20 protein-coding genes and 1 riboswitch are annotated in these 23875 nt (G+C 57.6%); of the genes, 6 read left to right on the top strand and 14 right to left on the bottom strand.

Features of this window, described 5'->3' with window-relative positions; translation table 11 throughout:
• Positions 1 to 128: 128 nt before the first annotated feature.
• Positions 129 to 980, bottom strand: a complete 852-nt coding sequence (gene murI / locus ACMGEE_RS19745) for a glutamate racemase (protein ID WP_125290550.1) — start codon at positions 978 to 980, stop codon at positions 129 to 131.
• Positions 925 to 2796 carry a TonB-dependent vitamin B12 receptor BtuB gene (gene btuB, locus ACMGEE_RS19740; RefSeq protein WP_436830529.1) on the bottom strand — a complete coding sequence of 624 codons (1872 nt, stop codon included), beginning with the start codon at positions 2794 to 2796 and terminating at the stop codon, positions 925 to 927. The genes murI and btuB overlap by 56 nt, the downstream gene beginning before the upstream one ends.
• Positions 2797 to 2862: 66 nt before the next feature.
• A riboswitch (cobalamin riboswitch) is annotated at positions 2863 to 3035 on the bottom strand.
• Between the two features lie 126 nt (positions 3036 to 3161).
• Here btuB and trmA point away from each other — a divergent pair.
• Complete coding sequence (gene trmA / locus ACMGEE_RS19735; RefSeq protein WP_253457149.1) at positions 3162 to 4262, top strand: tRNA (uridine(54)-C5)-methyltransferase TrmA; 1101 nt, start codon at positions 3162 to 3164, stop codon at positions 4260 to 4262.
• A 50-nt stretch (positions 4263 to 4312) separates the two neighbouring features.
• Here trmA and ACMGEE_RS19730 read toward each other — a convergent pair whose 3' ends face one another.
• Complete coding sequence (locus ACMGEE_RS19730; protein WP_253457144.1) at positions 4313 to 4666, bottom strand: YijD family membrane protein; 354 nt, start codon at positions 4664 to 4666, stop codon at positions 4313 to 4315.
• A gap of 9 nt (positions 4667 to 4675) precedes the next feature.
• On the bottom strand, positions 4676 to 5317 hold the full coding sequence (gene fabR, locus ACMGEE_RS19725) for an HTH-type transcriptional repressor FabR (RefSeq protein WP_253457141.1): 642 nt from the start codon (positions 5315 to 5317) through the stop codon (positions 4676 to 4678).
• A 193-nt stretch (positions 5318 to 5510) separates the two neighbouring features.
• Between fabR and sthA the strand changes: the two genes are divergently transcribed.
• On the top strand, positions 5511 to 6911 hold the full coding sequence (gene sthA, locus ACMGEE_RS19720) for a Si-specific NAD(P)(+) transhydrogenase (RefSeq protein WP_253457139.1): 1401 nt from the start codon (positions 5511 to 5513) through the stop codon (positions 6909 to 6911).
• Here the strand turns inward: sthA and oxyR are convergent.
• Entirely contained in the window at positions 6894 to 7811 is a 918-nt protein-coding gene (gene oxyR, locus ACMGEE_RS19715) for a DNA-binding transcriptional regulator OxyR (protein WP_253457136.1), read from the bottom strand. The two genes, sthA and oxyR, sit on opposite strands and share 18 nt — an antisense overlap.
• 135 nt (positions 7812 to 7946) lie before the next feature.
• Here oxyR and ACMGEE_RS19710 point away from each other — a divergent pair, with 135 nt between their 5' ends.
• Positions 7947 to 8678, top strand: coding sequence for a glutathione peroxidase (locus tag ACMGEE_RS19710; protein ID WP_125290556.1), 732 nt, complete (start codon positions 7947 to 7949; stop codon positions 8676 to 8678).
• A 98-nt stretch (positions 8679 to 8776) separates the two neighbouring features.
• On the opposite strand, the gene argH is transcribed toward ACMGEE_RS19710, so the two are convergent.
• The 4 genes from argH to argC all read right to left on the bottom strand — a co-directional run bounded on the left by argH (position 8777) and on the right by argC (position 13260).
• Complete coding sequence (argH, locus tag ACMGEE_RS19705) at positions 8777 to 10150, bottom strand: argininosuccinate lyase (RefSeq protein WP_436830528.1); 1374 nt, start codon at positions 10148 to 10150, stop codon at positions 8777 to 8779.
• A 79-nt stretch (positions 10151 to 10229) separates the two neighbouring features.
• Positions 10230 to 11444, bottom strand: a complete 1215-nt coding sequence (locus tag ACMGEE_RS19700) for an argininosuccinate synthase (RefSeq protein ID WP_436830527.1) — start codon at positions 11442 to 11444, stop codon at positions 10230 to 10232.
• Between the two features lie 19 nt (positions 11445 to 11463).
• Positions 11464 to 12240 carry an acetylglutamate kinase gene (argB, locus tag ACMGEE_RS19695; RefSeq protein WP_253457130.1) on the bottom strand — a complete coding sequence of 259 codons (777 nt, stop codon included), beginning with the start codon at positions 12238 to 12240 and terminating at the stop codon, positions 11464 to 11466.
• A gap of 15 nt (positions 12241 to 12255) precedes the next feature.
• A complete protein-coding gene (argC, locus tag ACMGEE_RS19690; protein ID WP_253457127.1) occupies positions 12256 to 13260 on the bottom strand; it encodes an N-acetyl-gamma-glutamyl-phosphate reductase in 1005 nt (334 codons plus the stop codon).
• 171 nt (positions 13261 to 13431) lie between these two features.
• Here argC and argE point away from each other — a divergent pair, with 171 nt between their 5' ends.
• Together argE and ppc are read left to right on the top strand one after the other, a co-directional pair.
• The gene (gene argE / locus ACMGEE_RS19685) at positions 13432 to 14583 is read left to right on the top strand and encodes an acetylornithine deacetylase (protein WP_253457124.1); all 1152 of its coding nucleotides are present in this window, start codon (positions 13432 to 13434) and stop codon (positions 14581 to 14583) included.
• Positions 14584 to 14820: 237 nt separating this feature from the next.
• Positions 14821 to 17472, top strand: coding sequence for a phosphoenolpyruvate carboxylase (gene ppc, locus ACMGEE_RS19680; RefSeq protein ID WP_301252495.1), 2652 nt, complete (start codon positions 14821 to 14823; stop codon positions 17470 to 17472).
• 38 nt (positions 17473 to 17510) lie between these two features.
• Here ppc and ACMGEE_RS19675 read toward each other — a convergent pair whose 3' ends face one another.
• From ACMGEE_RS19675 to metB, 4 genes are all read right to left on the bottom strand, one after another.
• On the bottom strand, positions 17511 to 18089 hold the full coding sequence (locus ACMGEE_RS19675) for a hypothetical protein (RefSeq protein WP_253457119.1): 579 nt from the start codon (positions 18087 to 18089) through the stop codon (positions 17511 to 17513).
• Positions 18090 to 18177: 88 nt separating this feature from the next.
• Positions 18178 to 19080: a methylenetetrahydrofolate reductase gene (gene metF / locus ACMGEE_RS19670; RefSeq protein WP_253457115.1), complete on the bottom strand. Its 903-nt coding sequence runs from the start codon at positions 19078 to 19080 to the stop codon at positions 18178 to 18180.
• 267 nt (positions 19081 to 19347) lie between these two features.
• Positions 19348 to 21777, bottom strand: coding sequence for a bifunctional aspartate kinase/homoserine dehydrogenase II (locus ACMGEE_RS19665; protein ID WP_253457111.1), 2430 nt, complete (start codon positions 21775 to 21777; stop codon positions 19348 to 19350).
• A 2-nt stretch (positions 21778 to 21779) separates the two neighbouring features.
• Entirely contained in the window at positions 21780 to 22940 is a 1161-nt protein-coding gene (gene metB / locus ACMGEE_RS19660) for a cystathionine gamma-synthase (RefSeq protein WP_301252494.1), read from the bottom strand.
• A gap of 244 nt (positions 22941 to 23184) precedes the next feature.
• On the opposite strand from metB, the gene metJ reads away from it, so the two are divergent.
• On the top strand, positions 23185 to 23502 hold the full coding sequence (gene metJ / locus ACMGEE_RS19655) for a met regulon transcriptional regulator MetJ (protein ID WP_125290568.1): 318 nt from the start codon (positions 23185 to 23187) through the stop codon (positions 23500 to 23502).
• 84 nt (positions 23503 to 23586) lie between these two features.
• On the opposite strand, the gene rpmE is transcribed toward metJ, so the two are convergent.
• Complete coding sequence (gene rpmE, locus ACMGEE_RS19650) at positions 23587 to 23799, bottom strand: 50S ribosomal protein L31 (RefSeq protein ID WP_024966154.1); 213 nt, start codon at positions 23797 to 23799, stop codon at positions 23587 to 23589.
• Between the last annotated feature and the right edge of the window lie 76 nt (positions 23800 to 23875).

Raw genomic sequence — 23875 nt, 5'->3', positions numbered from 1 at the left:
CTTCTGACCCGGTGACCGTCAGGCCGTTGTTCCGTGTCAGTGGAGGCGCATTATAGGGAGTTTCTGACGGCTGACAACCCCTATTTTTAAAAAATTTTCCGACCGTTGTTTTTTTATGCAAAGCCGGGCTAAAGCGCCAGTTTTTCGAGCTTTTCGAAGCCATAACGCCGTAAAACGGGCATTAATTGTACTGCCTGCTCCGTCATTGCCAGACAAAAGGCCAGATTACTTTCTTCGGAGAAGACTTTTGGCGACTCATTTTCCAGCAGCCAGACGGTGCGACGCGCGATAGCCGCGCCGGAGTCGATTAATCGCGTCCCTTCAGGCAATACCTGTTGCAGTTCATCCGCCAATAAAGGGAAGTGCGTGCAGCCGAGCACCACCGTATCGGGCGGCTCTTTCATCCGCAGCCAGGGTTGCAGGATCTGTCTTACCTGCTCCAGCGGCACCTCTTTACCCTGCAGCTTGGCTTCCGCCAGCTCCACCAGCTCTGCGGAACCCAGCATTTCCGTTTTGCATTCACCGGCGAAGCGCTTAACCAGCTCATGGGTATAAGGACGCTTTACCGTCCCTCGCGTCGCCAGCAGGCCGACTACGCCGTTACGCGTTAAGCGCGCAGCAGGTTTAATTGCCGGCACCACGCCGACGACAGGAAAACTGAAACGTTCGCGCAGGGCGGGAAGCGTAACGGTGCTGGCCGAGTTGCAGGCGATAACTACCAGCGACAGCGGATACAGGCGCGTAACGGCGGTCACGATTTCAAGCACGCGTTCAACAATAAAAGCTTCGCTTTTTTCACCGTAGGGGAAGGCGACGTTATCGAAGGTGTAGATATAGTGCAGATCCGGCAGCAGCTGCCGGATCTCTTCGCAGACGGAAAGCCCACCGACGCCGGAATCAAACACCAGCACAGTGGGTCGCGGATTAGAAGGTGTAGCTGCCGCTGAGGTAATACTCCCTTCCTGGAGTTTGATAGCCATAAACTGTCTCGTAATCTTTATCAAACAGGTTGGCTATTCTACCACGAACGGTCAGCCGGGATGTGACCGGATACGAAACCGCGAGATCCCATAAGCTGACGCCGCCAAGCTTCACAATTTTGCCGCTGACATCCTGTGAATACTCTTTATCGTAGCGCTGGCCCAGATATTGATAGCTGAGCGACCAGTCGAAGGCATACAGGGTGTAATCAAGCTGATACTTCACCTGCTGTTTGGCGCGACGCAAGAGGATTTCGTTGGTTTCACCGTTACGCGCATCCGTATAGTCATAGGAAAGCGTGTGGCTGACGGGGCCGGTATCAAACGACGCCGTGGTTTCCACGCCTTTAATCGTGGCTTTATTCACGTTGTAGTAGCTGCTGGTTACGTTGCTGTAGTCGATCAGACTATCGATATCGTTGCGATAGCCCGACACGTGCCAGGTAACCGGGCCGGTCAGGCCTTCGAAGCCCCCTTCCCACTGCTTGCTTTGCTCCGGATCGAGATCGCTGTTGCCGCCAAAGGAGCCGTAAAGCTGGCCGATGGTTGGCGCCTTAAAGGCCGTTCCATAGCTGGCGATAACGCGATAGCCTTCTGCGAACTCCCATGCGCCGCTGGTTTGCCAGGTGTTATGCCAGCCATACTCGGCATGATCGTCGCCGCGCACCGCGCCTTCCAGCGTCAGTGAACCGAACGCCTGCTGGGCTGTTGCATAAAGGCCGGTATTTGTTACTTCGTGGCTGTCGGTAACGTAGGCCGTGCCGGGCTCGATGGTTTGCTTCTGCCAGTCGACGCCGCCGCTAACGCTGCCGTTGCCTACCACAATGTTATTGCCCCATTGCAGATTGTACTGCTGCGAGTCGTCTAACGTAGCGGATCCGTCATACCGTCCCAGGCTTGGGCTGTAGTTGTAATCTTTAGAGTGGCTATAGCTGGCGACAAGCTGAGAAGAGTAAAGCCCGTTATTGAAGCGCAGGCCGCCATCCCACGTCTGGCTGTAAAGCTGACGCGTATCGACATAGGTATCCGGCTTAACATAGGTAGAGTAGCCATCGTAGGCCGTGCGGTTGTCGTAGCCGTAGCCGCGCACGAAACCGCTGAACTCGTCATTGATCTGCTGTTCAATCGCGCCGTAAAGCGTTTTGCTCATAAAGCCATCGCGATCTTTCTGCCGCTCGTTGCCTGAAGCATCCGGATAGTTCGCCACCACATCATACCCTTTGGTATAGGTATAGTTACCCGCCAGGGTCACACGCGTGTTTTCCCCCAGCATCTGTTGCGTGGCGCCGTCATAAGCCTGATAGCCGTTTGAACCGACTCCGGCCGTTAAGGTCGTGCCCGGTTTTTCCCGCCCGGTAATAATGTTAACCACGCCGCCAATCGCATCAGAGCCATAAACGGCCGAGCGCGCGCCGCGCACGTATTCAATACGCTGCACCAGCGAGATCGGGATTTGGCTGAGGTCGGAAGAGCCGCTGATGCCGGCCTGATTCAGGCGAATGCCGTCAATCAGCACCAGCACGTGGCTGGAGTTGGTGCCGCGAATAAACAGCGAGGTTTGCTGCCCCAGCCCACCGTTGCGCGCGATATCCACGCCCGGCAGCCGACGCATCACATCGGCAACGCTTTTCGACTGCCAGCGATCTATCTCCTCGCGCGTGACGACCGTGGTGGGCGCAAGCACGGAGGAAACGGGTTGTGCAAAACGGTTTGCGGTGGTGACCAACGTGCTGTCGGCATCCTGCGCAAAGCCATATTGCGCCCAGAGGGAAAGTGCCGTAGCGCTGAAGGCGAACAGCTTCGGTTTCGTTATCATGGTGTCAGAGCATCCGGTAGATCATGCAGATGCCGCAGGCATACGAGAAAGAACGCGCTCGTAGGAGTTGCGACGTAATCACCGGCAGGTCTTCGGGCTCGGAATCATGAAACGGTGCAGACTTCCCATCCAAAGACAGTGTCAGGCACCCACGACGACATTCCATACCGCTGCGCGTCAGCTCCAGCTTTGCACTGGATTCCCTTTTAACTTATTGAAAGGCCGGCAGCGCATTTTATGGTTAACCCATACAGAATTCCAGACGCCCGCGCATCCAAACGATGCCAGCACCGGACAACGCTGGACATTACGCGGCGGATGCCTACAATCGCAGGGCTTTTAAGGCCCTTAACCCAGGAATGACCATGACTCCCGAACAGCTGCCGATCGAACACTACGATGCCCAACTGGAAGAGAAAGTAGCCCGTCTGCAAACGCTGATGGTTCCTTTTACCGCACAGGATGTCGAAGTTTTCCGTTCGCCAGTCAGCCACTACCGTATGCGCGCTGAGTTCCGGATCTGGCACGACGGCGACGACCTCTACCATATTATTTTTGACCAGCAGACGCGCCAGCGTATCCGCGTCGACAGCTTTCCGGCGGCCAGTGAACTGATCAATCAGCTGATGCCTCGCCTGATTGACGCCGTGCGCGATAAGCCGGTGCTGCGCCATAAGCTGTTCCAGATTGATTATCTCTCCACGCTGAGCAAGCAGATTGTGGTTTCCATGCTTTACCATCGCGCGCTGACGGATGAATGGCAGCAGGCGGCCACGGCGCTGCGTGACGAGCTGCGTGCGGAAGGCTTCGATCTGCATCTGATTGGCCGCGCCACTAAAACCAAAATCTGCCTGGATCGGGATTTTGTGGACGAGCGTTTACCGGTAGCCGGAAAAGAGCTGATCTATCGTCAGGTAGAGAACAGCTTTACCCAGCCGAACGCGGCGATGAACATTAAAATGCTGGAGTGGGCGCTGGACGTGACAAAAGACGCCAGCGGCGATTTGCTGGAACTCTACTGCGGCAACGGCAACTTCTCTTTAGCGCTGGCACGCAATTTCCGTCGCGTGCTGGCTACGGAGATCGCCAAACCGTCGGTCGCTTCCGCCCAGTACAATATTGCCGTCAACAATATTGAAAACGTGCAGATTATCCGCATGGCGGCAGAAGAGTTTACCCAGGCGATGAACGGCACGCGCCAGTTTAACCGTCTGGAAGGCATCGATCTCAGCAGCTACGAGTGCGAGACTATCTTTGTCGATCCGCCGCGTAGCGGGCTGGATGAAGAGACGGTAAAAATGGTGCAGGCTTACCCGCGCATCCTTTATATCTCCTGCAACCCGCAGACGCTGTGCGACAATCTGGCTACGCTTTCCGCCACCCATGACGTTGAACGGCTGGCGCTGTTTGACCAGTTCCCCTATACCCATCATATGGAGTGCGGCGTTCTGCTGACGCGGCGCTAAACGCAAAAGAGCGATGCCAGGCATCGCTCTTTTTATTGCACCGTCGGGCGTTAGCCGCCTCTGCGCGCCCGCAGCTTCAGGCCAATCCAGAAAATTAGCGCAACCATCAAAATAGTCTGCACAAAGTTAGAACCGATTTCAGGATATTCCGCGCGGACGATAGCGCTGTAAACCAGGATGCCGAGCAGGAAAAACGCAGCGGCGAGAGAAGGCATGCCGTCCGGCATCGCGCGGTTAAGATAGCGCTGATGCAGGCACCAGGCGGAAAGGCCCAGCGCGATAAGCGGGAAAACGGAAAACGGCACTATCGAACTGAACAGCACCGAAAACGAGCCGTTAATGGATAGCCCGGTCAGAAAGGCCAGCAGCAGCGTACCCTTGTCCCGGCCAGTCGCTAAACTCATCTCACTCTCCTAATCATGGGCGCCTGGCGACACCGCCAGCCGCTCCTGTTCGCGTCGATACCAGTAGTAAGCGCCTTTAGAGATCATCCGTAGCTGCAACACCAGCCGCTCTTCCAGCTGGCGTCGCTGCGCCACGTCGATATCCAGCGCCTCGGCCCCGGCGTTAAAGACAATAATAACCATCGCCTCCGCCTGCGCTTCGGTAAAGCTGCGCGGCATACGATTTTCAACTTCAAGATAGTCCGCCAGCTCGGCGATAAAATGCTGGATTTCACGGGCTACCGCGGCGCGAAACGCGGCCGACGTGCCGGAGCGTTCACGCAACAGCAGGCGGAAAGCGTTGGGATTATTGCCGATGAATTCCATAAATGTGGACACCGAGGTGCGGATAACGCTGCCGCCTTTAGCGATACGCTGACGCGCCTGGCGCATCAGCTGGCGCAGCATCAGGCCGCTCTCATCCACCATTGTCAGCCCAAGCTCGTCAACATCGCGAAAATGACGATAAAAGGAAGTCGGCGCGATGCCCGCTTCCCTGGCGACTTCCCGCAGGCTCAGGCTGGCAAAACTCCGCTCGGCACTCAGTTGGCTGAATGCCGCTTCGATCAGCGAACGCCGTGTCCGTTCTTTTTGCTGCGCTCTGACGCCCATGTTTGTGCCTGTTTTGCCTGCCAGATTTGCACTATATCAAACTTTTCAGCGTACAGCGGTATCAACTTTGTGTACGCCTGTTAACCTTCCGCTTTGTCAATAAATGGCAAATTGAACAGTTAAAATTGGGAACCCGCTCACGAGATGTTAGAATAAAGTTGAAAATTTGTATAAGAATATAGGACGTATTGGTATGCAACAGTCTTATGATTACGACGCCATCGTGATTGGTTCCGGTCCTGGCGGCGAAGGCGCGGCGATGGGCCTGGTTAAACAGGGCGCGCGCATTGCCGTTATCGAGCGTTATCACAATATCGGCGGCGGTTGTACCCATTGGGGAACCATTCCATCAAAAGCACTCCGCCACGCCGTCAGCCGCATTATCGAATTTAACCAGAATCCGCTTTACAGCGATCACACCCGCCTGCTGCGCTCTTCTTTTGCTGACATTCTGAACCATACGGAAAACGTTATCAGTCAGCAAACGCGGATGCGTCAGGGCTTTTACGAGCGCAACCGCTGCGAACTGTATCAGGGTGACGCCCGTTTCGTTGACGCCAACACTATCGAAATCGTTACGCACGACGGCAGCGTGGAAAGACTGACCGCTGAGAAATTTGTTATCGCCTGCGGCTCGCGTCCTTATCATCCGGTAGACGTGGACTTTACCCATCCGCGCATTTACGACAGCGATTCCATTCTTAATCTGCATCATGAACCTGGCCACGTGATTATTTATGGCGCGGGCGTGATCGGCTGCGAATATGCTTCTATCTTCCGTGGACTGAACGTAAAAGTTGATTTAATCAACACGCGCGATCATCTGCTGGCGTTTCTCGATCAGGAAATCTCAGATTCGCTTTCCTACCATTTCTGGAACAGCGGCGTGGTTATCCGCCATAACGAAGAGTTCGAGAAAATCGAAGGCGTCAGCGACGGCGTGATCATGCATCTGAAGTCCGGCAAAAAAGTGAAGGCCGACTGCCTGCTGTACGCCAACGGCCGTACCGGGAATACCGATGCGCTGGGGCTGGAAAACGTCGGGCTGGAGGCGGACGGCCGTGGCCTGCTGAAGGTCAACAGCATGTATCAGACCGCCCAGCCGCATATTTATGCCGTAGGCGATGTGATCGGCTATCCAAGCCTGGCTTCTGCCGCTTACGATCAGGGCCGCATTGCCGCTCAGGCGCTGATGAAAGGCGAAGCGAACGCGCACCTGATTGAGGATATCCCAACCGGTATTTATACCATTCCGGAAATCAGTTCGGTGGGCAAAACGGAGCAGCAGCTGACGGCGATGAAGGTGCCTTACGAAGTGGGTCGGGCGCAGTTTAAGCATCTGGCGCGCGCGCAGATTGTGGGGATGAACGTTGGCAGCCTGAAGATCCTTTTCCACCGTGAAACCAAAGAGATCCTGGGGATCCACTGCTTTGGCGAACGCGCTGCCGAGATCATTCATATCGGCCAGGCCATCATGGAGCAGAAAAACGGCGGCAACACGATTGAATACTTCGTGAATACCACCTTTAACTATCCCACCATGGCCGAAGCCTACCGCGTGGCCGCGCTGAACGGGTTAAACCGCCTGTTTTAACGCGCTGTTCATATAGCCCTGCATATGGGTGCGGATCGCCTCTGCCAGCTGCTCATAGCGGCCGCGCAGCGGCGAGCCTGGCCGGTACACCAGCGCGATGGTGCGCTGCGGTTCCGGCTTGTAGCACGGCAGATAGCAAACGCCGTCGCGCACGCGCTCTTTCGGCACCGCCAGCGCGGGCAGCAGCGTGATGCCGCTGCCTGCCGCCACCATATTACGCAGCGTTTCCAGGCTGGTGGCGCGGAAATGCGTGTCTTCGTCTGCCCCGGCCTGAAAGCAAAAGCCCATTGCCTGATCGCGCAGGCAGTGGCCGTCTTCCAGCATCAGCAGCTTCTCGCCAGACAGATCCGACATCGGTACGCGATCGCGGTCGTGCCACGGATGATCCTGATAGATCGCCAGCTTCATCGGCTCATCAAACAGCGGCACCTCGATAAAGGCTTCTGACTCTTTCACCAGGGCCAGGATCGCGCAGTCGAGCTTGCCGCTGTCCAGCTGCGCCAGCAGCTGCTGCGTTTGCGCCTCGTGCAGATACATCTCCAGCTTGGGAAAGGTTTTGTGCAGCGTCGGGATAATCTGCGGCAGCAGATAAGGTCCCACGGTCGGGATCAGCCCGATATGCAGCGGTCCGGACATCGCCTCGCCCTGCTGGCTGGCCATCTCTTTCAGCACCTTGACCTCGCGCAGCACGGTGCGCGCCTGGTCGACCAGCAACAGGCCAGCCTGAGTGAAAAGCACTTTACGGCTGGTGCGTTCTAACAGCATAACGCCCAGTTCATCTTCCAGCTTGCGGATCTGACCGCTGAGCGTAGGTTGACTGACGTGGCAGGAATCAGCTGCCCGTCGGAAATGCCGATGTTCAGCCAACGCTACCAGATACTCAAGATCGCGAATATTCATCTTTTCCTCCGAGCCACGATAGTTCATGGCGATAGATAGAATAGCAATCAACGATTAGCCCTATCAAGCCCGGATGATAATAATGTCACCCGTTCGAGAGATGAGTCACTTTTACCCCTAATCAAGAGGTAGTTTATGTTTGCAAGTCAGGAAGGTAAGTCAGTCCCGCAGGTCACTTTTCATACGCGTCAGGGCGACAGCTGGGTAGACGTCACGACTGATGAGCTGTTTAAAGACAAAACTGTCATCGTGTTCTCTTTGCCAGGCGCGTTTACGCCAACCTGTTCATCGAGCCATCTGCCACGCTATAACGAGCTGTCAGACGTTTTCAAAAAACACGGCGTGGACAATATTCTGTGCGTATCGGTCAATGACACCTTCGTTATGAACGCGTGGAAAGCCGATCAGCACGCTAACAACATTACCTTTATCCCGGATGGCAACGGCGATTTCACTCGCGGCATGGAAATGCTGGTCGAGAAAGCGGATCTGGGCTTTGGCCCGCGCTCATGGCGCTACTCCATGCTGGTTCGTAACGGCGTGGTAGAGAAAATGTTTGTTGAACCAAACAAGCCGGGCGACCCGTTTGAAGTGTCTGATGCCGACACCATGCTGCGCTATCTGGCACCGGAATTTAAGGTGCAGGAGTCCGTGTCCCTGTTCACCAAGCCGGGCTGCCCGTTCTGCGCTAAAGCCAAGCAGATGCTGTTGGATCGCGGTATTCAGTACGAAGAAATCGTGCTGGGCCAGGATGCCACCACCGTCAGCCTGCGCGCTGTAACCGGCCGTGCGACCGTTCCTCAGGTCTTTATTGGCGGACGCCACATCGGCGGCAGCGACGATCTGGAACAGTTCTTTTTAGCCTAAGAATTAAGAAGGCGAGCCATCGCCCGCCCTCTTATGTGCCTAAAATAAAAATATAAGTCGAAATTAGTTGGCGGGCCTGATGCCCGCCTTTTTTTTGCTTACGCCAGGCGATTTTTCGCGTCGGTAATCGCAAGCGACACCTGATGCGGCGAAACGCCACCCTTCGCATTACGCTTGTCCAGACAGGATTGCAGCGACAGGATTGGATAGACGTCTTCGCCAATCACCTTGCTGTACTGTTGCAGCTCTTCCAGCCTTAGCGCTTCCAGCGCCAAGCCTTTGCCAATTGCCGCCACCACGACTTCGCCCACGATATGATGCGCTTCGCGGAACGGGACGCCTTTAGCTACCAGATAGTCAGCCAGCTCGGTCGCATTGGCGTAGCCCTGCTCTGCCGCTTCCTGGCAGCGCGGACGCTTCACCTGAATGCCGTCCAGCACCAGCGCGGCCATATGCAGACAGTCGGACCAGGTGTCCAGCGCGTCGAACAGGCCTTCTTTGTCTTCCTGCATATCTTTGTTGTAGGCCAGCGGCAGGCCTTTCAGCGTCATCATCATGCCGGTCAGCGCGCCCTGCACGCGGCCGCACTTGCCGCGGATCAGCTCCAGCGCGTCCGGGTTTTTCTTCTGCGGCATCAGCGAAGAGCCGGAGGTAACCTTATCGGACAGCTCGACAAAGCCTGACTCGCCGGTATTGAAGAAAATCAGATCTTCGGCGAAGCGGGAAAGATGCACCATGCCGATAGAGGCGTCGGAAAGCAGCTCCAGCACGTGATCGCGGTCGGAAACGGTGTCCAGGCTGTTGCGCGTGGCGGAGGCAAAGCCCAGCCAGCCGGCCAGCTGCTCGCGGTCGATTTCATAAGCCGTGCCGGCCAGCGCGCCGCAGCCCAGCGGGCTGACGTCCAGACGCTTCAGCGTATCCTGCAGGCGGCTTTCATCCCGCGCCAGCATCTCGACATAAGCCAGGCACCAGTGCGCAAAGGTCACCGGCTGCGCGCGCTGCAAATGGGTGTAGCCCGGCATGACCGCGTCCTGGTTCGCTTCTGCCGTGGCCACCAGCGCCTGCTGTAGCTGACGCGTGGCGATCAGCAGCTCGCCGATCTGCGCTTTGCACCAGAGCTTCAGATCGGTGGCGACCTGATCGTTACGGCTGCGGCCGGTATGCAACTTTTTGCCGAGCGCGCCGACTTTCTCAATCAGCCTGCCTTCAACATAGCTGTGAATATCTTCCGCATCGCTTTCCAGGATCTGCTGCGGATTAGCGCGTACTTCCTCAAGCAGCACGTTCAGCGCGGTTTCCAGCTGCTGCTGCTCTTCTGTAGTCAGAACATTGACCGTCACCAGCGCTTTGGACCAGGCTACGGACCCGACAATGTCCTGCTCTGCCAGACGATAGTCAAAGCGCAGCGAGTCATTAAACAGTTTGAAACGTTGATCTGCTGCCTGAGTAAACCGTCCACCCCAAAGTGCCATGTCAGTGCTCCCTTAAATTCGTTGAGTTTTCTTTAAAAGGCGGCCTGCGCCGCCTTATTTCGCCAGGCTAAATACCGGCTTACTTTTTCTCGTTCAGCGCACGAATGCGTGAAGAGAGCGAGAACAGACGGATAAAGCCGCCCGCGTGACGATGGTCGTACACTTCATCTTCGCCGAAGGTCGCAAACTCTTCTGAATAGAGGCTGTTGGCGGATTTCTTCTGGATCGCCGTAACCTGACCTTTATAAAGTTGCAGCACCACTTCGCCGTTGACTTCTTCCGCCAGCGATTCGGCAGCGGCCTGAATGGATTTACGCAGCGGCGCGAACCAGCGGCCGTCGTAAACCACGTAGGACATCTCGTGGCCCAGCTGTTCGCGCCATTTGAAGCTGTCGCGATCCAGCACCAGCTGCTCAACCGCACGCAGCGCGTTGACCATAATGGTGCCGCCAGGGGTTTCGTAGCAGCCGCGAGACTTGATGCCCACCAGACGGTTTTCGACGATATCGATACGGCCCAAGCCGTGTTTCGCGCCGATAACGTTCAGTTTTTCCAGGCAGCCGAACGGGCTTAGCGCTTCGCCGTTTACGGCAACCACGCGGCCTTTCTCCACGGATACCGTCACCTGCTCAGGCTGGTCCGGCGCTTCCAGCGGATCGACAGTCCAGACCCAGCAGTCTTTGTTTGGCGCATTCCACGGGCTTTCCAGCACGCCGCCTTCGGTAGAGATATGCCAGGCGTTTTCATCACGGCTGTAGATTTTTTCCAGCGACGCGGTGGTCGGGATGTTGCGCTCTTTCAGATAGTCGAGCAGCGCCTCACGGGAACGCAGGTTCCACTCGCGCCATGGCGCAACCACTTTCAGCTGTGGGGCCAGCGCGGTGTAGGTGGTTTCGAAACGCACCTGGTCGTTGCCTTTACCGGTTGCGCCGTGGCACAGCGCATCCGCGCCGACTTTCAGCGCCAGCTCAACCTGCGCTTTGGCGATAATAGGACGCGCCATCGACGTGCCCAGCAGATAAGTACCTTCATACAGCGCGCCGGTTTGCAGCACGGGATAGACGTAATCGCTGATGAATTCTTCACGCAGATCCACTACGTGGCATTCGGAAGCGCCGGACTGCAACGCTTTCTGCTCAACGCCTTCCAGATCGCCACGCTCTTGGCCGATATCGGCCACGAAAGCGACCACTTCACAGCCGCCGTAGTTCTCTTTCAGCCACGGAATAATCGCGGAGGTATCCAGACCGCCAGAGTAAGCCAGAACGATTTTTTTGATGCTTTTATCTTGCATTGTCATTTCCTTGAACCGGTTAAGCGAGGATCCGGGTGCCAATCGACACGCCGTTAAATAGGGTTGGTAGCTGTTCGGCATGACGCCAGCTGGCGATATCGACCGGGCGGCCCAGCGTGCGGGCGGCATCCAGCGCGGCGTTGACTTTAACAATCATGCCGTCGGTAATGATGCCCTGGGCGATCAGCTGTTCCGCCAGCGCCGTCGTCATCTCTTCGATGCGCTGGCCTTTGCCGTCCAGAATGCCGCTGACGTCGGAGAGCAGCACCAGATCGGCGCCCAGCGTCGAGGCCAGCGCGGTGGCGGCCTGGTCGGCGTTGACGTTCATCAGCTTGCCGTCTTCGGTGATGCCGATAGAGCTGATCACCGGCAGGTAGCCTGCTTCCAGCAGCGTAGTAATGAGTTTGGGATTGCCCGGCGTCGCCTGGCCCACGTGGCCCAGCTCTTCATCAAAAGCCGCCACGTTGACGCTGCCGCCGTCGCCCAGGCACAGGCCAACGGCATCAATACCGTGTTTTTTCGACCAGGCCAGCAGCGTTTTATTGGCGGTGCCCGCCAGCGCGCCGGTAATGATGTCGATCTGATCGGCTGGCGTGACGCGCAGGCCGTTTTTCTTTTTCACCGGCAGCGCCAGCTTCTTCATCAGCTCGTCGACCAGGCAGCCGCCGCCGTGAACGATCAGCAGCGGGCGCTGATGGGTTTCGCGGTACGCCACCAGTGCGTCAAACAGGCGCGCCAGCGCCTCTTCGCTATCCAGCAACACGCCGCCGAGTTTAATAATTAAAGGATTGGTCATGGGCTTTCTCACTGATTAAATAAGCGACTGCGTTTCCGGGAAGCCGAAACGAATATTCATACACTGCACCGCCTGCGACGACGCGCCTTTCAGCAGATTATCTTCCGCCGAGACGATAATCGCGTGCTCGCCCTGCACGGCAAAGCCGATATCGCAGAACGGCAGGCCGACCACGCCTTTGATCGACGGCACGCCTTTATCATAGACACGCACCAGCGGCTTATCGTGATAGGCGTTATGGAACGCTTCCGCCACGTCTTCACGCGTTACGCCCGCCTTCAGCCGACAGGTGGTGGTGGCCAGGATGCCGCGCGGGAAGTTGCCCAGGTGCGGCGTGAAGATCACCGGCACGCCAAGATGCGCGGCGATTTCCGGCTGGTGACGATGGGTGAAAATGCCATAAGGCTGCAGGCTGACCTCGCAGAAACTGGTGGTCACGGACGCTTTGCGTCCTGCGCCGCTGACGCCGCTGGTGGCGTTGATCACCGGCCACTGCGCTTCGTTCAGCAGATCCGCCGCAATCAGCGGCTTCAGCGCCAGCTGCGCGGCGGTCGGGTAGCAGCCCGGCACGGCAATCAGCTGCGCTTCTTTTAGCTGGCTCTGCTGCCATTCGGCCAGGCCATACACGGCCTTTGCCAGCCACGCTTTATGCTGATGCGGGAAGCCGTAATAGTCGGTGAAGAAGCTCTCTTCGTTGACGCGGAACGCGGCTGACAGATCGAACACCACGCAGCCGGCGGCCAGGAATTCAGGCGCCAGGTCATGACTGACTTCGTGCGCCGTCGCCAGAAACACCACGTCCACTTTGTCGGCGAACTCTGCCGCGCTTGTCAGCGGCTGCAGCGGCATGTCCAGGATGCCTTTCAGCTGCGGATGCAGATCGGAAAGCAATTTTCCGGCGTCAGGGCTTTGCGCTGATACCGCTAAAGCGGTTATGTTCACCTGAGGGTGACGGTTCAGGTAGGTCGCAAGCTCTACGCCAGCATAGCCACTGGCACCAACAATCAGCGTATTTAACATCGGACACCTTATAACGGTCTCGGGTTTCGGGTGACGGCTTCACGCCGTATTCCCACGCGGTTAGCGCCGGTTATGCAGGAAATCTGGTTTCCATCCCCACGCCATTAATGTATTTTTATTCACTATTAATGCATGAATATTGATACTATCCTAACGCAAGGACTGTCAACAGTGAAGACAAAATTACCGCCTTTTATTGAGCTTTACCGTGAGTTGATCGCCACGCCGTCCATCAGCGCCACCGACAGCGCGATGGATCAGAGTAATGAAGCTTTAATCAGTTTGCTGGCAGGCTGGTTCCGCGATATTGGCTTTGAGGTGGAAGTGCAGCCGGTTCCCGGCACGCGCCATAAATTTAATATGCTGGCCCGTACCGGCAGCGGCGCTGGCGGCCTGTTGTTGGCTGGTCACAGCGACACCGTGCCGTTCGACGATGGTCGCTGGACGCGCGATCCCTTTGCGTTAACCGAACACGATAACAAGCTGTATGGCCTGGGCACCGCCGATATGAAAGGCTTCTTCGCCTTTATCCTTGATGCGCTGCGCGATGTTGACGTGAAAAAGCTGGCGAAACCGCTCTACGTGCTGGCGACCGCCGATGAAGAAACCACGATGGCGGGCGCGAAATATTTCTCTGAAAACGCCACAGTGCGGCCCGACTGCGCCATTATCGGCGAGCCTACCTCGCTACAGCCGGTACGGGCGCACAAAGGCCATATGTCGAACGTGATCCGCATTGAAGGCCAGTCGGGCCATTCCAGCGATCCTTCACGCGGGGTCAACGCCATTGAGCTGATGCATGAGTCCATCACGCAGCTGATGGCGCTGCGCGACACGCTGAAAACGCGCTATCGTCACGACGGTTTTGCCATTCCTTATCCCACCATGAACTTTGGCCATATCAGCGGCGGCGATGCGGCAAATCGCATTTGCGCCTGCTGCGATCTGCATATGGATCTGCGGCCGCTGCCGGGCCTGACGCTGAACGAGCTGGAAGGCTTGATTAACGAGGCGCTGGCGCCCGTCAGCGAACGCTGGCCGGGCCGCGTCAACGTCAGCCAGCTGCATCCGCCGATCCCCGGCTATGAATGTCCGGCCGATCATCGGCTGGTCAAAGTGGTGGAAAAGCTGTTGGGCACGGAAACCAGCATCGTGAACTACTGCACCGAAGCGCCGTTTATTCAGGAACTGTGCCCGACGCTGGTGTTAGGGCCAGGTTCGATTAACCAGGCGCACCAGCCGGATGAATATCTTGATACCGCTTTTATTAAACCTACCCGCGAATTGATTACGCAGGTCGTACAGCATTTTTGCAATCACTGAGTGAAAAGCGGGGCATTTAGCCAGTAAAACGGCCTTTTACCCCGGCTTTATCATTTGTTTCTCGATAAGAATAACTTATCTCGCTGCGTCGCTGTTAAATTTCTTAAATTACCGCAAGTTAGCGACAGGTTCGCACACGTTTAAGTCAATTGACGGATGGACGGGAACGTGGCTAGATAAAAGGCAATGTTATACCGGCGACGGTAGAGAGTGATAAAAATAACGGTCAGGGGTCATATGAACGAACAATATTCCGCAATGCGAAGTAATGTCAGTATGCTCGGCAAACTGCTCGGGGATACGATTAAGGATGCGCTTGGCGAGAACATCCTGGATCGGGTGGAAACCATCCGTAAGCTCTCCAAGTCTTCCCGCGCGGGAAACGACGCCCACCGTAAAGAGCTGCTTACCACGCTGCAAAATTTATCCAATGACGAACTGCTGCCGGTGGCGCGCGCCTTCAGCCAGTTTCTGAACCTGACCAACGTCGCCGAGCAGTACCACACCATATCGCCCAAGGGCGAAGGCGCCAATCACCAGGAGCTGCTGGCGAAAACCTTCGAGCGCCTGAAGCAGCAGCCCAACCTGACGGAAGCCAAAATTCGCGAGGCTATCGAATCGCTTTCTCTGGAGCTGGTGCTGACCGCACACCCGACGGAGATCACCCGCCGCACGCTGATCCACAAGCTGGTCGAGGTCAACAGCTGTCTGAAACAGCTGGATCACAACGATCTTTCCGACTACGACCGATCGCAGATTATGCGTCGTTTGCGCCAGCTGGTTGCGCAGGCCTGGCATACCGATGAAATCCGTAAATATCGCCCGACGCCGGTCGATGAAGCCAAGTGGGGCTTCGCGGTGGTGGAAAACAGCCTGTGGGAAGGCGTCCCGGCCTTTCTGCGCGAGCTGTACGAGCAGGTAGAGGCGTCGTTTGGCGTTAAGCTGCCGGTAGATTTTGTGCCGGTGACCTTTACCTCCTGGATGGGCGGCGACCGCGACGGCAACCCGAACGTGACGGCTAAAATCACCCGCCACGTGCTGCAGCTAAGCCGCTGGAAAGCCACCGATTTGTTCCTGCGCGATATCGCCGTGCTGGTTTCCGAGCTGTCGATGTCGGAGTGTACGCCGGAAGTCCGCGAGCTGTGCGGCAACCCGGAGGCGCTGGAGCCTTACCGCGAAATCATGAAAAACCTGCGCGCCCAGCTGCTGGCGACCCAGGCGTATCTGGAGCGCCGCCTGAAGGGCGAGCGGCCTGCGCGTCCCGATAACCTGCTGATTGCCAACGAACAGCTTTGGGATCCGCTCTACGCCTGCTACCAGTCGTTGCAGGCCTGCGGTATGGGGATTATCGCCAACGGCCAGCTGCTGGACACGCTGCGCCGCATCAAGTGCTTCGGCGTGCCGTTGGTGCGCATCGATCTGCGTCAGGAGAGCACGCGCCACACCGACGCTATTGCAGAAGTCACCCGCTATTTAGGCCTGGGCGACTACGCCAGCTGGTCGGAAGCCGATAAACAGGCGTTTCTGATCAGCGAGCTGAGTTCCAAACGCCCGCTGCTGCCGCGTCAGTGGGAGCCGAGCGCCGAGACGCAGGAGGTGCTGGATACCTGCCGCGTGGCGGCGGAAGTGCCGAAAGGTTCCATTGCCGCTTACGTGATCTCAATGGCGAAAACGCCTTCCGACGTGCTGGCGGTGCATCTGCTGCTTAAAGAGGCGGGCATTCCTTTCGCCATGCCGGTGGCGCCGCTGTTTGAAACCCTGGACGACCTGAACAACGCCAACGACGTGATGCGTCAGCTGCTGGATATCGGCTGGTATCGCGGCTTTATCCAGGGCAAGCAGATGGTGATGATTGGCTACTCCGATTCGGCAAAAGACGCGGGCGTGATGGCCGCCAGCTGGGCCCAGTATCAGGCCCAGGATGCGCTGATTAAAACCTGCGAAAAAGCCGGTATCGCGCTGACGCTGTTCCACGGACGCGGCGGCACCATCGGCCGTGGCGGCGCGCCGGCCCACGCGGCGCTGCTTTCCCAGCCGCCGGGCAGCCTGAAAGGCGGCCTGCGCGTGACCGAGCAGGGCGAAATGATCCGCTTTAAATACGGCCTGCCGGAAGTCACCATCAGCAGCCTGACGCTTTACACCGGCGCCATCCTTGAAGCCAACCTGCTGCCGCCGCCGGAACCGGAAGCGGCCTGGTGCGGCATTATGGATCAGCTTTCCGCCGACTCCTGCGAGATGTATCGCGGCTACGTGCGTGAAAACGCCGACTTCGTGCCCTATTTCCGGTCGGCCACGCCGGAACAGGAGCTGGGCAAACTGCCGCTGGGCTCCCGTCCGGCCAAGCGGCGCCCCAGCGGCGGCGTCGAGTCGCTGCGCGCGATACCGTGGATCTTCGCCTGGACGCAGAACCGCCTGATGCTGCCTGCCTGGCTGGGCGCGGGCGCGGCGCTGCAAAAAGCGATGCAGGCGGGTCATCAGGATCAGCTGGAGGCGATGTGCCGCAACTGGCCGTTCTTCTCCACCCGTCTGGGGATGCTGGAAATGGTATTTTCCAAAGCCGATCTCTGGCTGGCGGAATATTACGATCAGCGGCTGGTGGACCAGACGCTGTGGCCGCTGGGCAGGCAGCTGCGCGACCAGCTGGATTCCGATATCAAAGCGGTGCTGACCATCGCCAACGATGCGCATTTGATGGCCGACCAGCCGTGGATTGCCGAATCCATCGCGCTGCGTAACGTTTATACCGATCCGCTGAACGTACTGCAGGCCGAGCTGCTGCACCGCTCCCGCCTACAGGAAACCAATGGTGAAGAGCCGGATCCGCGCGTTGAGCAGGCGCTGATGGTGACAATAGCCGGCGTCGCGGCGGGCATGCGTAATACGGGCTAACGGTACAGGGCGTTCATATCTGCCGGATATGAACGCCCTTATGGTTTAATGGGCGACCACGCGCACCAGAAGTTGACGACCCTGACGCCATACTTATTGACCTCTTCCACCACTTCCATTCTGTCCATGCCTCTTTCGCAATGTTCAGCCAGCCAGGCCCTGCTGCTGCAAAACTGTATCCAGCGGTTAAGGTGACGATCCTTAAGCCACAGCCCCATTTCGCAACGGCCCGATTTTCCCCGGCTCGGGCCGGGAAAAGAGACGTCATACTCCGTCAGATATTGACTGCTTTGATGGGGAAGATAGCGAACCAGAGCGGAGGGCAGCTGCAACGAGAACACGCCGATCATAAAAGCGCTACAGATAAAAAGTTTAGGGAGCTGCCGCAGCGTCAGGCGATGGTGAAAAAAGATGACGGCCACTAAGGTAATGACTAAGGCGGCGCCTACGCCGACTTCGCCAGCTATCCAGAAAACGCTATCTGGATCGGCCAGATAGACGTTGCGCGAAAGAGCAGACCAGTACGCCATCGCCACCAAAGGCACAACGGTAAAAAAGGCCATCAGTAAACAGCCTTTTATCCCCAGCCGCTTTATTTCCCTGATAATGTTTTGCATGGGTTCTTCATGATTCCTGCCCTGGAAAACAGGTATCATAAAAAAAATGCCGCCTCGCGTAAACGAAGCCGCAGCTGGCTTTTACTTATCAGGCCGGCACGGCAACCGCCGGGCGCACGCCCAGCGTGTGGCAAATGGCGTAGCTCATCTCCGCACGGTTCAGCGTATAGAAATGGAAATCTTTCACGCCTTCGCGGCTGAGGATTTTTACCATATCCATCGCCACGTTGGCGCCCACCATTTTGCGGGTTTCCGGGTCGTCATCCAGCCCGGCGAACATGCTGGTCATCCAGCCCGGCACGCGCACGTTGGTCAGCGTGGCAAAACGCTGCAGCTGTTTGAAGTTGGAAACCGGCAGAATGCCGGGCACGATTTCCACGTCGATCCCGGCGGTTACGCAGCGGTCGCGAAAGCGCAGATAGCTTTCCACATCGAAAAAGAACTGGGTGATAGCCCGGTTTGCGCCCGCATCAATTTTGCGCTTCAGGTTGATCAAATCCGCCTGCGCGCTTTTGGCTTCCGGATGCACCTCGGGATAGGCGGCAACGGAGATATCAAAATCGCCCACTTCCTTTAACAGCGCCACCAGATCCGCGCCGTACATTTCCGGCTTGCCGCCGCCCGGCGGTAAATCCCCGCGCAGCGCCACGATATGCCGAATGCCGCTGTCCCAGTAATCCTGAGCGATAGCGCGCAGCTCGCTGCGGCTGGCGTCAATGCAGGTTAAATGCGGCGCGGCTTCCAGCCCGGTGCGATCCTTAATACCTTTGATGATGCTGTGGGTACGGTCACGCTCGCCGGAGTTCGCGCCGTAAGTAACCGAAACAAATTTCGGCTTCAGGCTGCCGAGACGATCGATAGAGCGCCACAAAGTCTGTTCCATTTCGCTGCTGCGCGGCGGAAAGAACTCAAACGAGACGTTAATCTGCCCGTTCAGTTCGGCCAGACTCTGGTTCAGTGCTTCGCGCTGGTTGGCGTGGAAAAAACTCATGGCTTACCTCATCGATCGCGGAAGAAAACGGCCCACCTTGAACTTCTATACGTTTAGACGTCCAGACATTCAAAATGACGGATCGGCGGTTTTACGTCAACAGATAAATGATGCCGCAGCGTGACAAATTCTCAACAAAGTTGAATGAAATTCATGCAGGAAAAAGAAGTGAGGAAAATCAAAGGGCCGCCGCGATCGGGCTGAATGCACAGAAAAATGACGCGCTATCATTTAAGCCGGGGCCGCGTTTTACGGCCCCGAAAGAAACTACAGCAGCTGCGCCAGCCGGTTGATGTCGGACTGGATTGCGCCTGCCGTTACGTCGCGACCTGCGCCCGGCCCGCGGATCACCAGCGGATTATCGCGATACCAACGGCTTTCAATGGCAAAGACGTTATCGCAAGGCAGCAGCGCCGCCAGCGGATGATCGTCCCTGACCGCCTCGACGCCGACGCGCGCCTTGCCGTTGGCGTCAAAGCGGGCCACGTAACGCAGCACCAGCCCCATCTCCTGTGCGGCCTCAAAGCGCTGCTGCATCTGCTCGTTCAGCGCCTCGCCGTTCTCAAAGAAGTGATCGACCGACTCGCTTTCGCAGCTTTTCGGCACCAGCGACTCCACGCGCACCTGATCCGGTTCGATATCGTAGCCCGCCTCGCGCGCCAGGATCACCAGCTTGCGCATCACGTCCTGACCGGAAAGATCGACGCGCGGATCCGGTTCGGTCAGCCCCTGCTGCCATGCCTGATCCACCAGCTCGGTAAACGGCACGGTGCCGTCATACTGCAAAAAGAGCCAGGAAAGCGTGCCGGAGAAGATGCCGCTGATGGCGATAATGCTGTCGCCGCTTTCACGCAGATCGCGCACGGTGTGGTTAACCGGCAGCCCGGCACCGACGGTGGCGTTGTAAAGCCAGTGGCGGCCGGTTTTAGCGAAGGCGTCACGGATCTGACGATAGCGGTCGCTGCTTGACGCCCCGGCCACTTTGTTCGCGCCAATCACGTGAAAACCGTGGCTGGCGAAATCCAGATACTGATCGGCGAGCTGCTCGCTGGCGGTCACGTCCAGCACCACCAGGTCGTCGAACGGGTGCGCGCGCATCCACAGGAACAGCGACTCCTCGTCCCGCTCCACCGCCTCGTCATCAAAGAAGGCCAGCGCGCGGCTGGCGTCCAGCCCTTCGTAGTTCAGCAGGCTGCGACGACTGTCGACCACGCCGGCTAAAACATATTCAAATCCCGTCCGCGCCGATAGCGTTTCCTGCTCGCGCGCGAAAAGTTCCAGCCAGCGGGAGCCGATATTGCCCTTGCCGAACAGCATCAGGCCGACCTGTTTTTCCGCGCGGAACAGCGACTGGTGCAGACCGCGGATCAGATGTTCAGTCGGCCCGACGCGCAGCACGGCGACCAGGCTGATGCCCTCTTCCGACTGCCAGATAAATTCAACCGGCTGATCCTTCAGCTGCTGCCAGAAACGGTGGCTGTGCAGCGGATTGCGGCAGACGCCTGCGCCCACCAGCGCGACCAGCGCCATGTCTTCCCGCAGCTGTAGGCGTCCGGGAATGCCCGCGTCCTGCAGCAGCGTCAGCGCGCTGTTCACCACTTCCGAGGTATAACAAAGCTGTAAAAGGTGGCGATCGGGATGAACGCCGGTCGCCAGCGGACGCAGCTGCGCGCGCTGAAGCAGTCGTTCAATCTCTTTCTGCGCCGTGGCGAAATCGTGCTGCGGCGGCACCTGGAACTCAATCAGGCAGACGTCGTCGTGGCTGGTGACAATCCGCGCGCCCGTGCCGGAAGCCAGCACGCGCTCAATGCGGGTCGAGCCCTGTTCCGGCTGGTAGCTACAGCGCAGCTGCAGGTCAATATCGCTGCCGGAAACCGGCTGTAGCGTACGGGTATGCAGCACCGGCGCGGCCAGGCGCGCCAGCTCGCTGGCCTCATCCAGCCGCAGCAGCGGCAGCAGGCAGGCGTCTTTCACCTTGCGCGGATCCGCACTGTAAACGCCCGCTACGTCGCTCCAGATGGTAACGCGCGACACGCCGGCCAGCGCGCCGATCTGCGTGGCGGAATAGTCGCTGCCGTTACGGCCCAGCAGCACGGTTTCACCCGCGTCGTTGCGGCTGATAAAGCCGGTTACCACCAGCCGCTCGCCCGGATGCTGGGCAATCAGCTGTTGCAGCAGCGGCCAGGATTTTCCTTCATCCACCTGCGGCTGGGCGGCCCGCTCGGCGCGCAGAAATTCCCGCGCGTCCAGCCAGCTCGCCGCCATATCCTGCTGCTGAAGCACGGCCGCCATCAGCCGTGCCGACCAGATTTCACCGTGTCCCACCACTTCCGCGTAGGCGGCTTCGGTTATTTTGCCATCCAGCAGAGCGGCCAGCTTTTCCAGATCGCGAATGAATTCGCCGATCAGCCCGTCCGCCGTCTGTGCCGGAAGCAGGCTGCTGATTAACTCACTCTGGTAGCGTCGCAGCGCCTGCTGCACCTGATGCGCCGACAGGCGGTCGCTCTGGCTCAGCTTCAGCCAGCTAATCAGCTGATTGGTGGTGCTGCCTGCGGCGGACACCACCATCACGTCGCCGGGACGGCTGTATTCCGCCATGATCCCCGCTACCCGCAGGTAACATTTGGCGTCGGCAAGGCTGCTGCCCCCGAATTTATGCAGCTGACGCGCGCCTGCTGCCACTGCTGAATGACTCATGCTTACCTCTTAGCCGCTATCCGGAATGCATTATCCAGATCGGCAATTAAATCTTCGTGATCTTCAATCCCTACGGAAACCCGCAGCAGCGTTTCCGAAATACCTGCCGCCGCGCGCGCCTCTGCCGACATGCCCGCATGGGTCATGGTAGCAGTATGGGAGATCAGGCTTTCCACGCCGCCCAGCGATTCGGCCAGCGTGAACAGTTCCAGCGCCTTCAGGAAACGACGCAGCGTCTGCTCGTCGCCGTTCAGCTCAAAGCTGAGCATCGCGCCGAAGCCTTTCTGCTGGCGGGCGGCAATCTGATGGCCCGCGTTTTCCGGCAGTGAAGGATGATACAGCTTTTTAACCAGCGGCTGCTGTTTCAGATAATCCACGATAGCGAGCGCGTTGCGCTGTGCGGCCGCCATACGTGGCGCCAGCGTGCGCAGGCCGCGCAGCAGTAAATAGCTGTCGAAAGCCGCGCCGGTTACACCGATATTATTCGCCCACCAGGCCAGCTCTTTCACCCGCTCGGGATCTTTGGCAATTACCGCGCCCGCCACCACGTCGGAGTGGCCGTTAAGGTATTTCGTGCAGGAATGGATCACCAGATCGGCGCCCAGCGCCAGCGGGTTTTGCAACGCCGGGCTAAGGAAGGTGTTATCCACCACGCTAACCGCGCCCGCTTCTGCCGCCGCCTTACAGATAGCCTCAATATCCACCACGCGCAGCAGCGGGTTGCTCGGGCTTTCTACCAGCACCAGCTTCGGTTTTTCCGCCAGCGCAGCGTGCAGCGCCGCTTCGTTGCCCTGATCGACAAACTTCACGCGATACGCGCCGCGCTTGCTCAGGCTGTCAAACAGGCGATAGCTGCCGCCATAGCAGTCGTGCGGCGCCACCAGCAGATCGCCGGGCTTCAGGAAGACGGTACAAACCAGGTGGATCGCCGACATGCCGGTATTGGTCATCACCGCACCGGCGCCGCCTTCCAGCTCGGCCAGCGCGCGCTGGACAACATCGCGGGTAGGGTTACCGCGGCGTGAGTAGTCATGCGCCCGAGGCTCGTTGAAATCGGTAAAGTTATAGGTGCTGGAGAGGTGGATTGGCGGGACAACGCAGCCATACTGTTCGTCATCATTCAAGCCGCTGCGTACCGCGATGGTTGCCTGTTTACGCGTCATGGTGCATAAATTCCTGCAGGAGAAAGAAAGAAGAGCCATCAGCATAACAGGGAACAGATAGACGTCAATACATCTGGACTTCTAAATGTCTTTGCGTATAGATTGAGCAATCTGTCAATAACCGGTAATATTACCTTTTTGCTCCCTGGAAAAAGTGGGCGCAATACGGTGTGGCGTCGCCCAACTTCGGGCATAATTAGCTGAATTTCGGCACAGTAAATATTAATGATGACTAAGGTAACCCATGGCTGAATGGAATGGCGAATATATCAGCCCTTACGCTGAGCACGGTAAAAAGAGCGAGCAGGTAAAAAAAATTACGGTATCCATCCCGTTAAAAGTTTTAAAAATTCTGACCGACGAGCGTACCCGTCGTCAGGTTAACAACCTGCGTCACGCCACCAACAGCGAGCTGCTGTGTGAAGCGTTTCTGCACGCTTTTACCGGCCAGCCTCTGCCGGATGATGTCGATCTGCGTAAAGAGCGCAGCGACGAAATCCCGGAAGCCGCCAAAGCGATCATGCGGGAAATGGGCGTCGATCCCGATACCTGGGAATATTGAGCGCTTTTTCGCAGATATAAAAAAACCCAGCCGAAGCTGGGTTTTTTATTGCATCCGAAACGGTATCCGCTTCGTGCAGGCGACTTATTTGCTGCCTGGGATGCTGAAACGCTTGTTGAAGCGGTCAACACGACCACCGCTGGCAACGTCACGCTGCTTGCCGGTGTAGAACGGGTGGCATTTGCCGCACACGTCCAGGTTCAGGTCGTGACCCACGGTTGAGCGGGTTTTGATTTCGTTACCGCAAGAACATTTAGCAGTAACTTCAGCGTAATTTGGGTGAATACCTTTTTTCATGGGAAAACCTCAGTTAAGGCCGTGTCGCTCTCCCGTGCCAGGAAAACCCTGCACCGGCACCACACGAAGATTAATA

The sequence above is a fragment of the Erwinia artemisiae genome, assembly GCF_051400835.1.
GTDB lineage: Bacteria > Pseudomonadota > Gammaproteobacteria > Enterobacterales > Enterobacteriaceae > Erwinia > Erwinia aeris.
The sequence above is the reverse complement of the archived record's forward strand: the minus strand, read 5'-3'. Positions and strand labels throughout refer to the sequence as shown.

Bases quoted from the DNA above. Each gene is read 5' to 3' on its own strand.
- argH (WP_436830528.1), bottom strand. From the start codon at position 10,150: ATGGCACTTTGGGGTGGACGGTTTACTCAGGCAGCAGATCAACGTTTC.
- ppc (WP_301252495.1), top strand. From the start codon at position 14,821: ATGAACGAACAATATTCCGCAATGCGAAGTAATGTCAGTATGCTCGGC.
- ACMGEE_RS19700 (WP_436830527.1), bottom strand. From the start codon at position 11,444: ATGCAAGATAAAAGCATCAAAAAAATCGTTCTGGCTTACTCTGGCGGT.
- ACMGEE_RS19665 (WP_253457111.1), bottom strand. From the start codon at position 21,777: ATGAGTCATTCAGCAGTGGCAGCAGGCGCGCGTCAGCTGCATAAATTC.
- rpmE (WP_024966154.1), bottom strand. From the start codon at position 23,799: ATGAAAAAAGGTATTCACCCAAATTACGCTGAAGTTACTGCTAAATGT.
- metB (WP_301252494.1), bottom strand. From the start codon at position 22,940: ATGACGCGTAAACAGGCAACCATCGCGGTACGCAGCGGCTTGAATGAT.
- btuB (WP_436830529.1), bottom strand. From the start codon at position 2,796: ATGATAACGAAACCGAAGCTGTTCGCCTTCAGCGCTACGGCACTTTCC.
- argB (WP_253457130.1), bottom strand. From the start codon at position 12,240: ATGACCAATCCTTTAATTATTAAACTCGGCGGCGTGTTGCTGGATAGC.
- ACMGEE_RS19730 (WP_253457144.1), bottom strand. From the start codon at position 4,666: ATGAGTTTAGCGACTGGCCGGGACAAGGGTACGCTGCTGCTGGCCTTT.
- sthA (WP_253457139.1), top strand. From the start codon at position 5,511: ATGCAACAGTCTTATGATTACGACGCCATCGTGATTGGTTCCGGTCCT.
- fabR (WP_253457141.1), bottom strand. From the start codon at position 5,317: ATGGGCGTCAGAGCGCAGCAAAAAGAACGGACACGGCGTTCGCTGATC.
- metJ (WP_125290568.1), top strand. From the start codon at position 23,185: ATGGCTGAATGGAATGGCGAATATATCAGCCCTTACGCTGAGCACGGT.
- oxyR (WP_253457136.1), bottom strand. From the start codon at position 7,811: ATGAATATTCGCGATCTTGAGTATCTGGTAGCGTTGGCTGAACATCGG.
- trmA (WP_253457149.1), top strand. From the start codon at position 3,162: ATGACTCCCGAACAGCTGCCGATCGAACACTACGATGCCCAACTGGAA.
- murI (WP_125290550.1), bottom strand. From the start codon at position 980: ATGGCTATCAAACTCCAGGAAGGGAGTATTACCTCAGCGGCAGCTACA.
- ACMGEE_RS19675 (WP_253457119.1), bottom strand. From the start codon at position 18,089: ATGCAAAACATTATCAGGGAAATAAAGCGGCTGGGGATAAAAGGCTGT.
- ACMGEE_RS19710 (WP_125290556.1), top strand. From the start codon at position 7,947: ATGTTTGCAAGTCAGGAAGGTAAGTCAGTCCCGCAGGTCACTTTTCAT.
- metF (WP_253457115.1), bottom strand. From the start codon at position 19,080: ATGAGTTTTTTCCACGCCAACCAGCGCGAAGCACTGAACCAGAGTCTG.
- argC (WP_253457127.1), bottom strand. From the start codon at position 13,260: ATGTTAAATACGCTGATTGTTGGTGCCAGTGGCTATGCTGGCGTAGAG.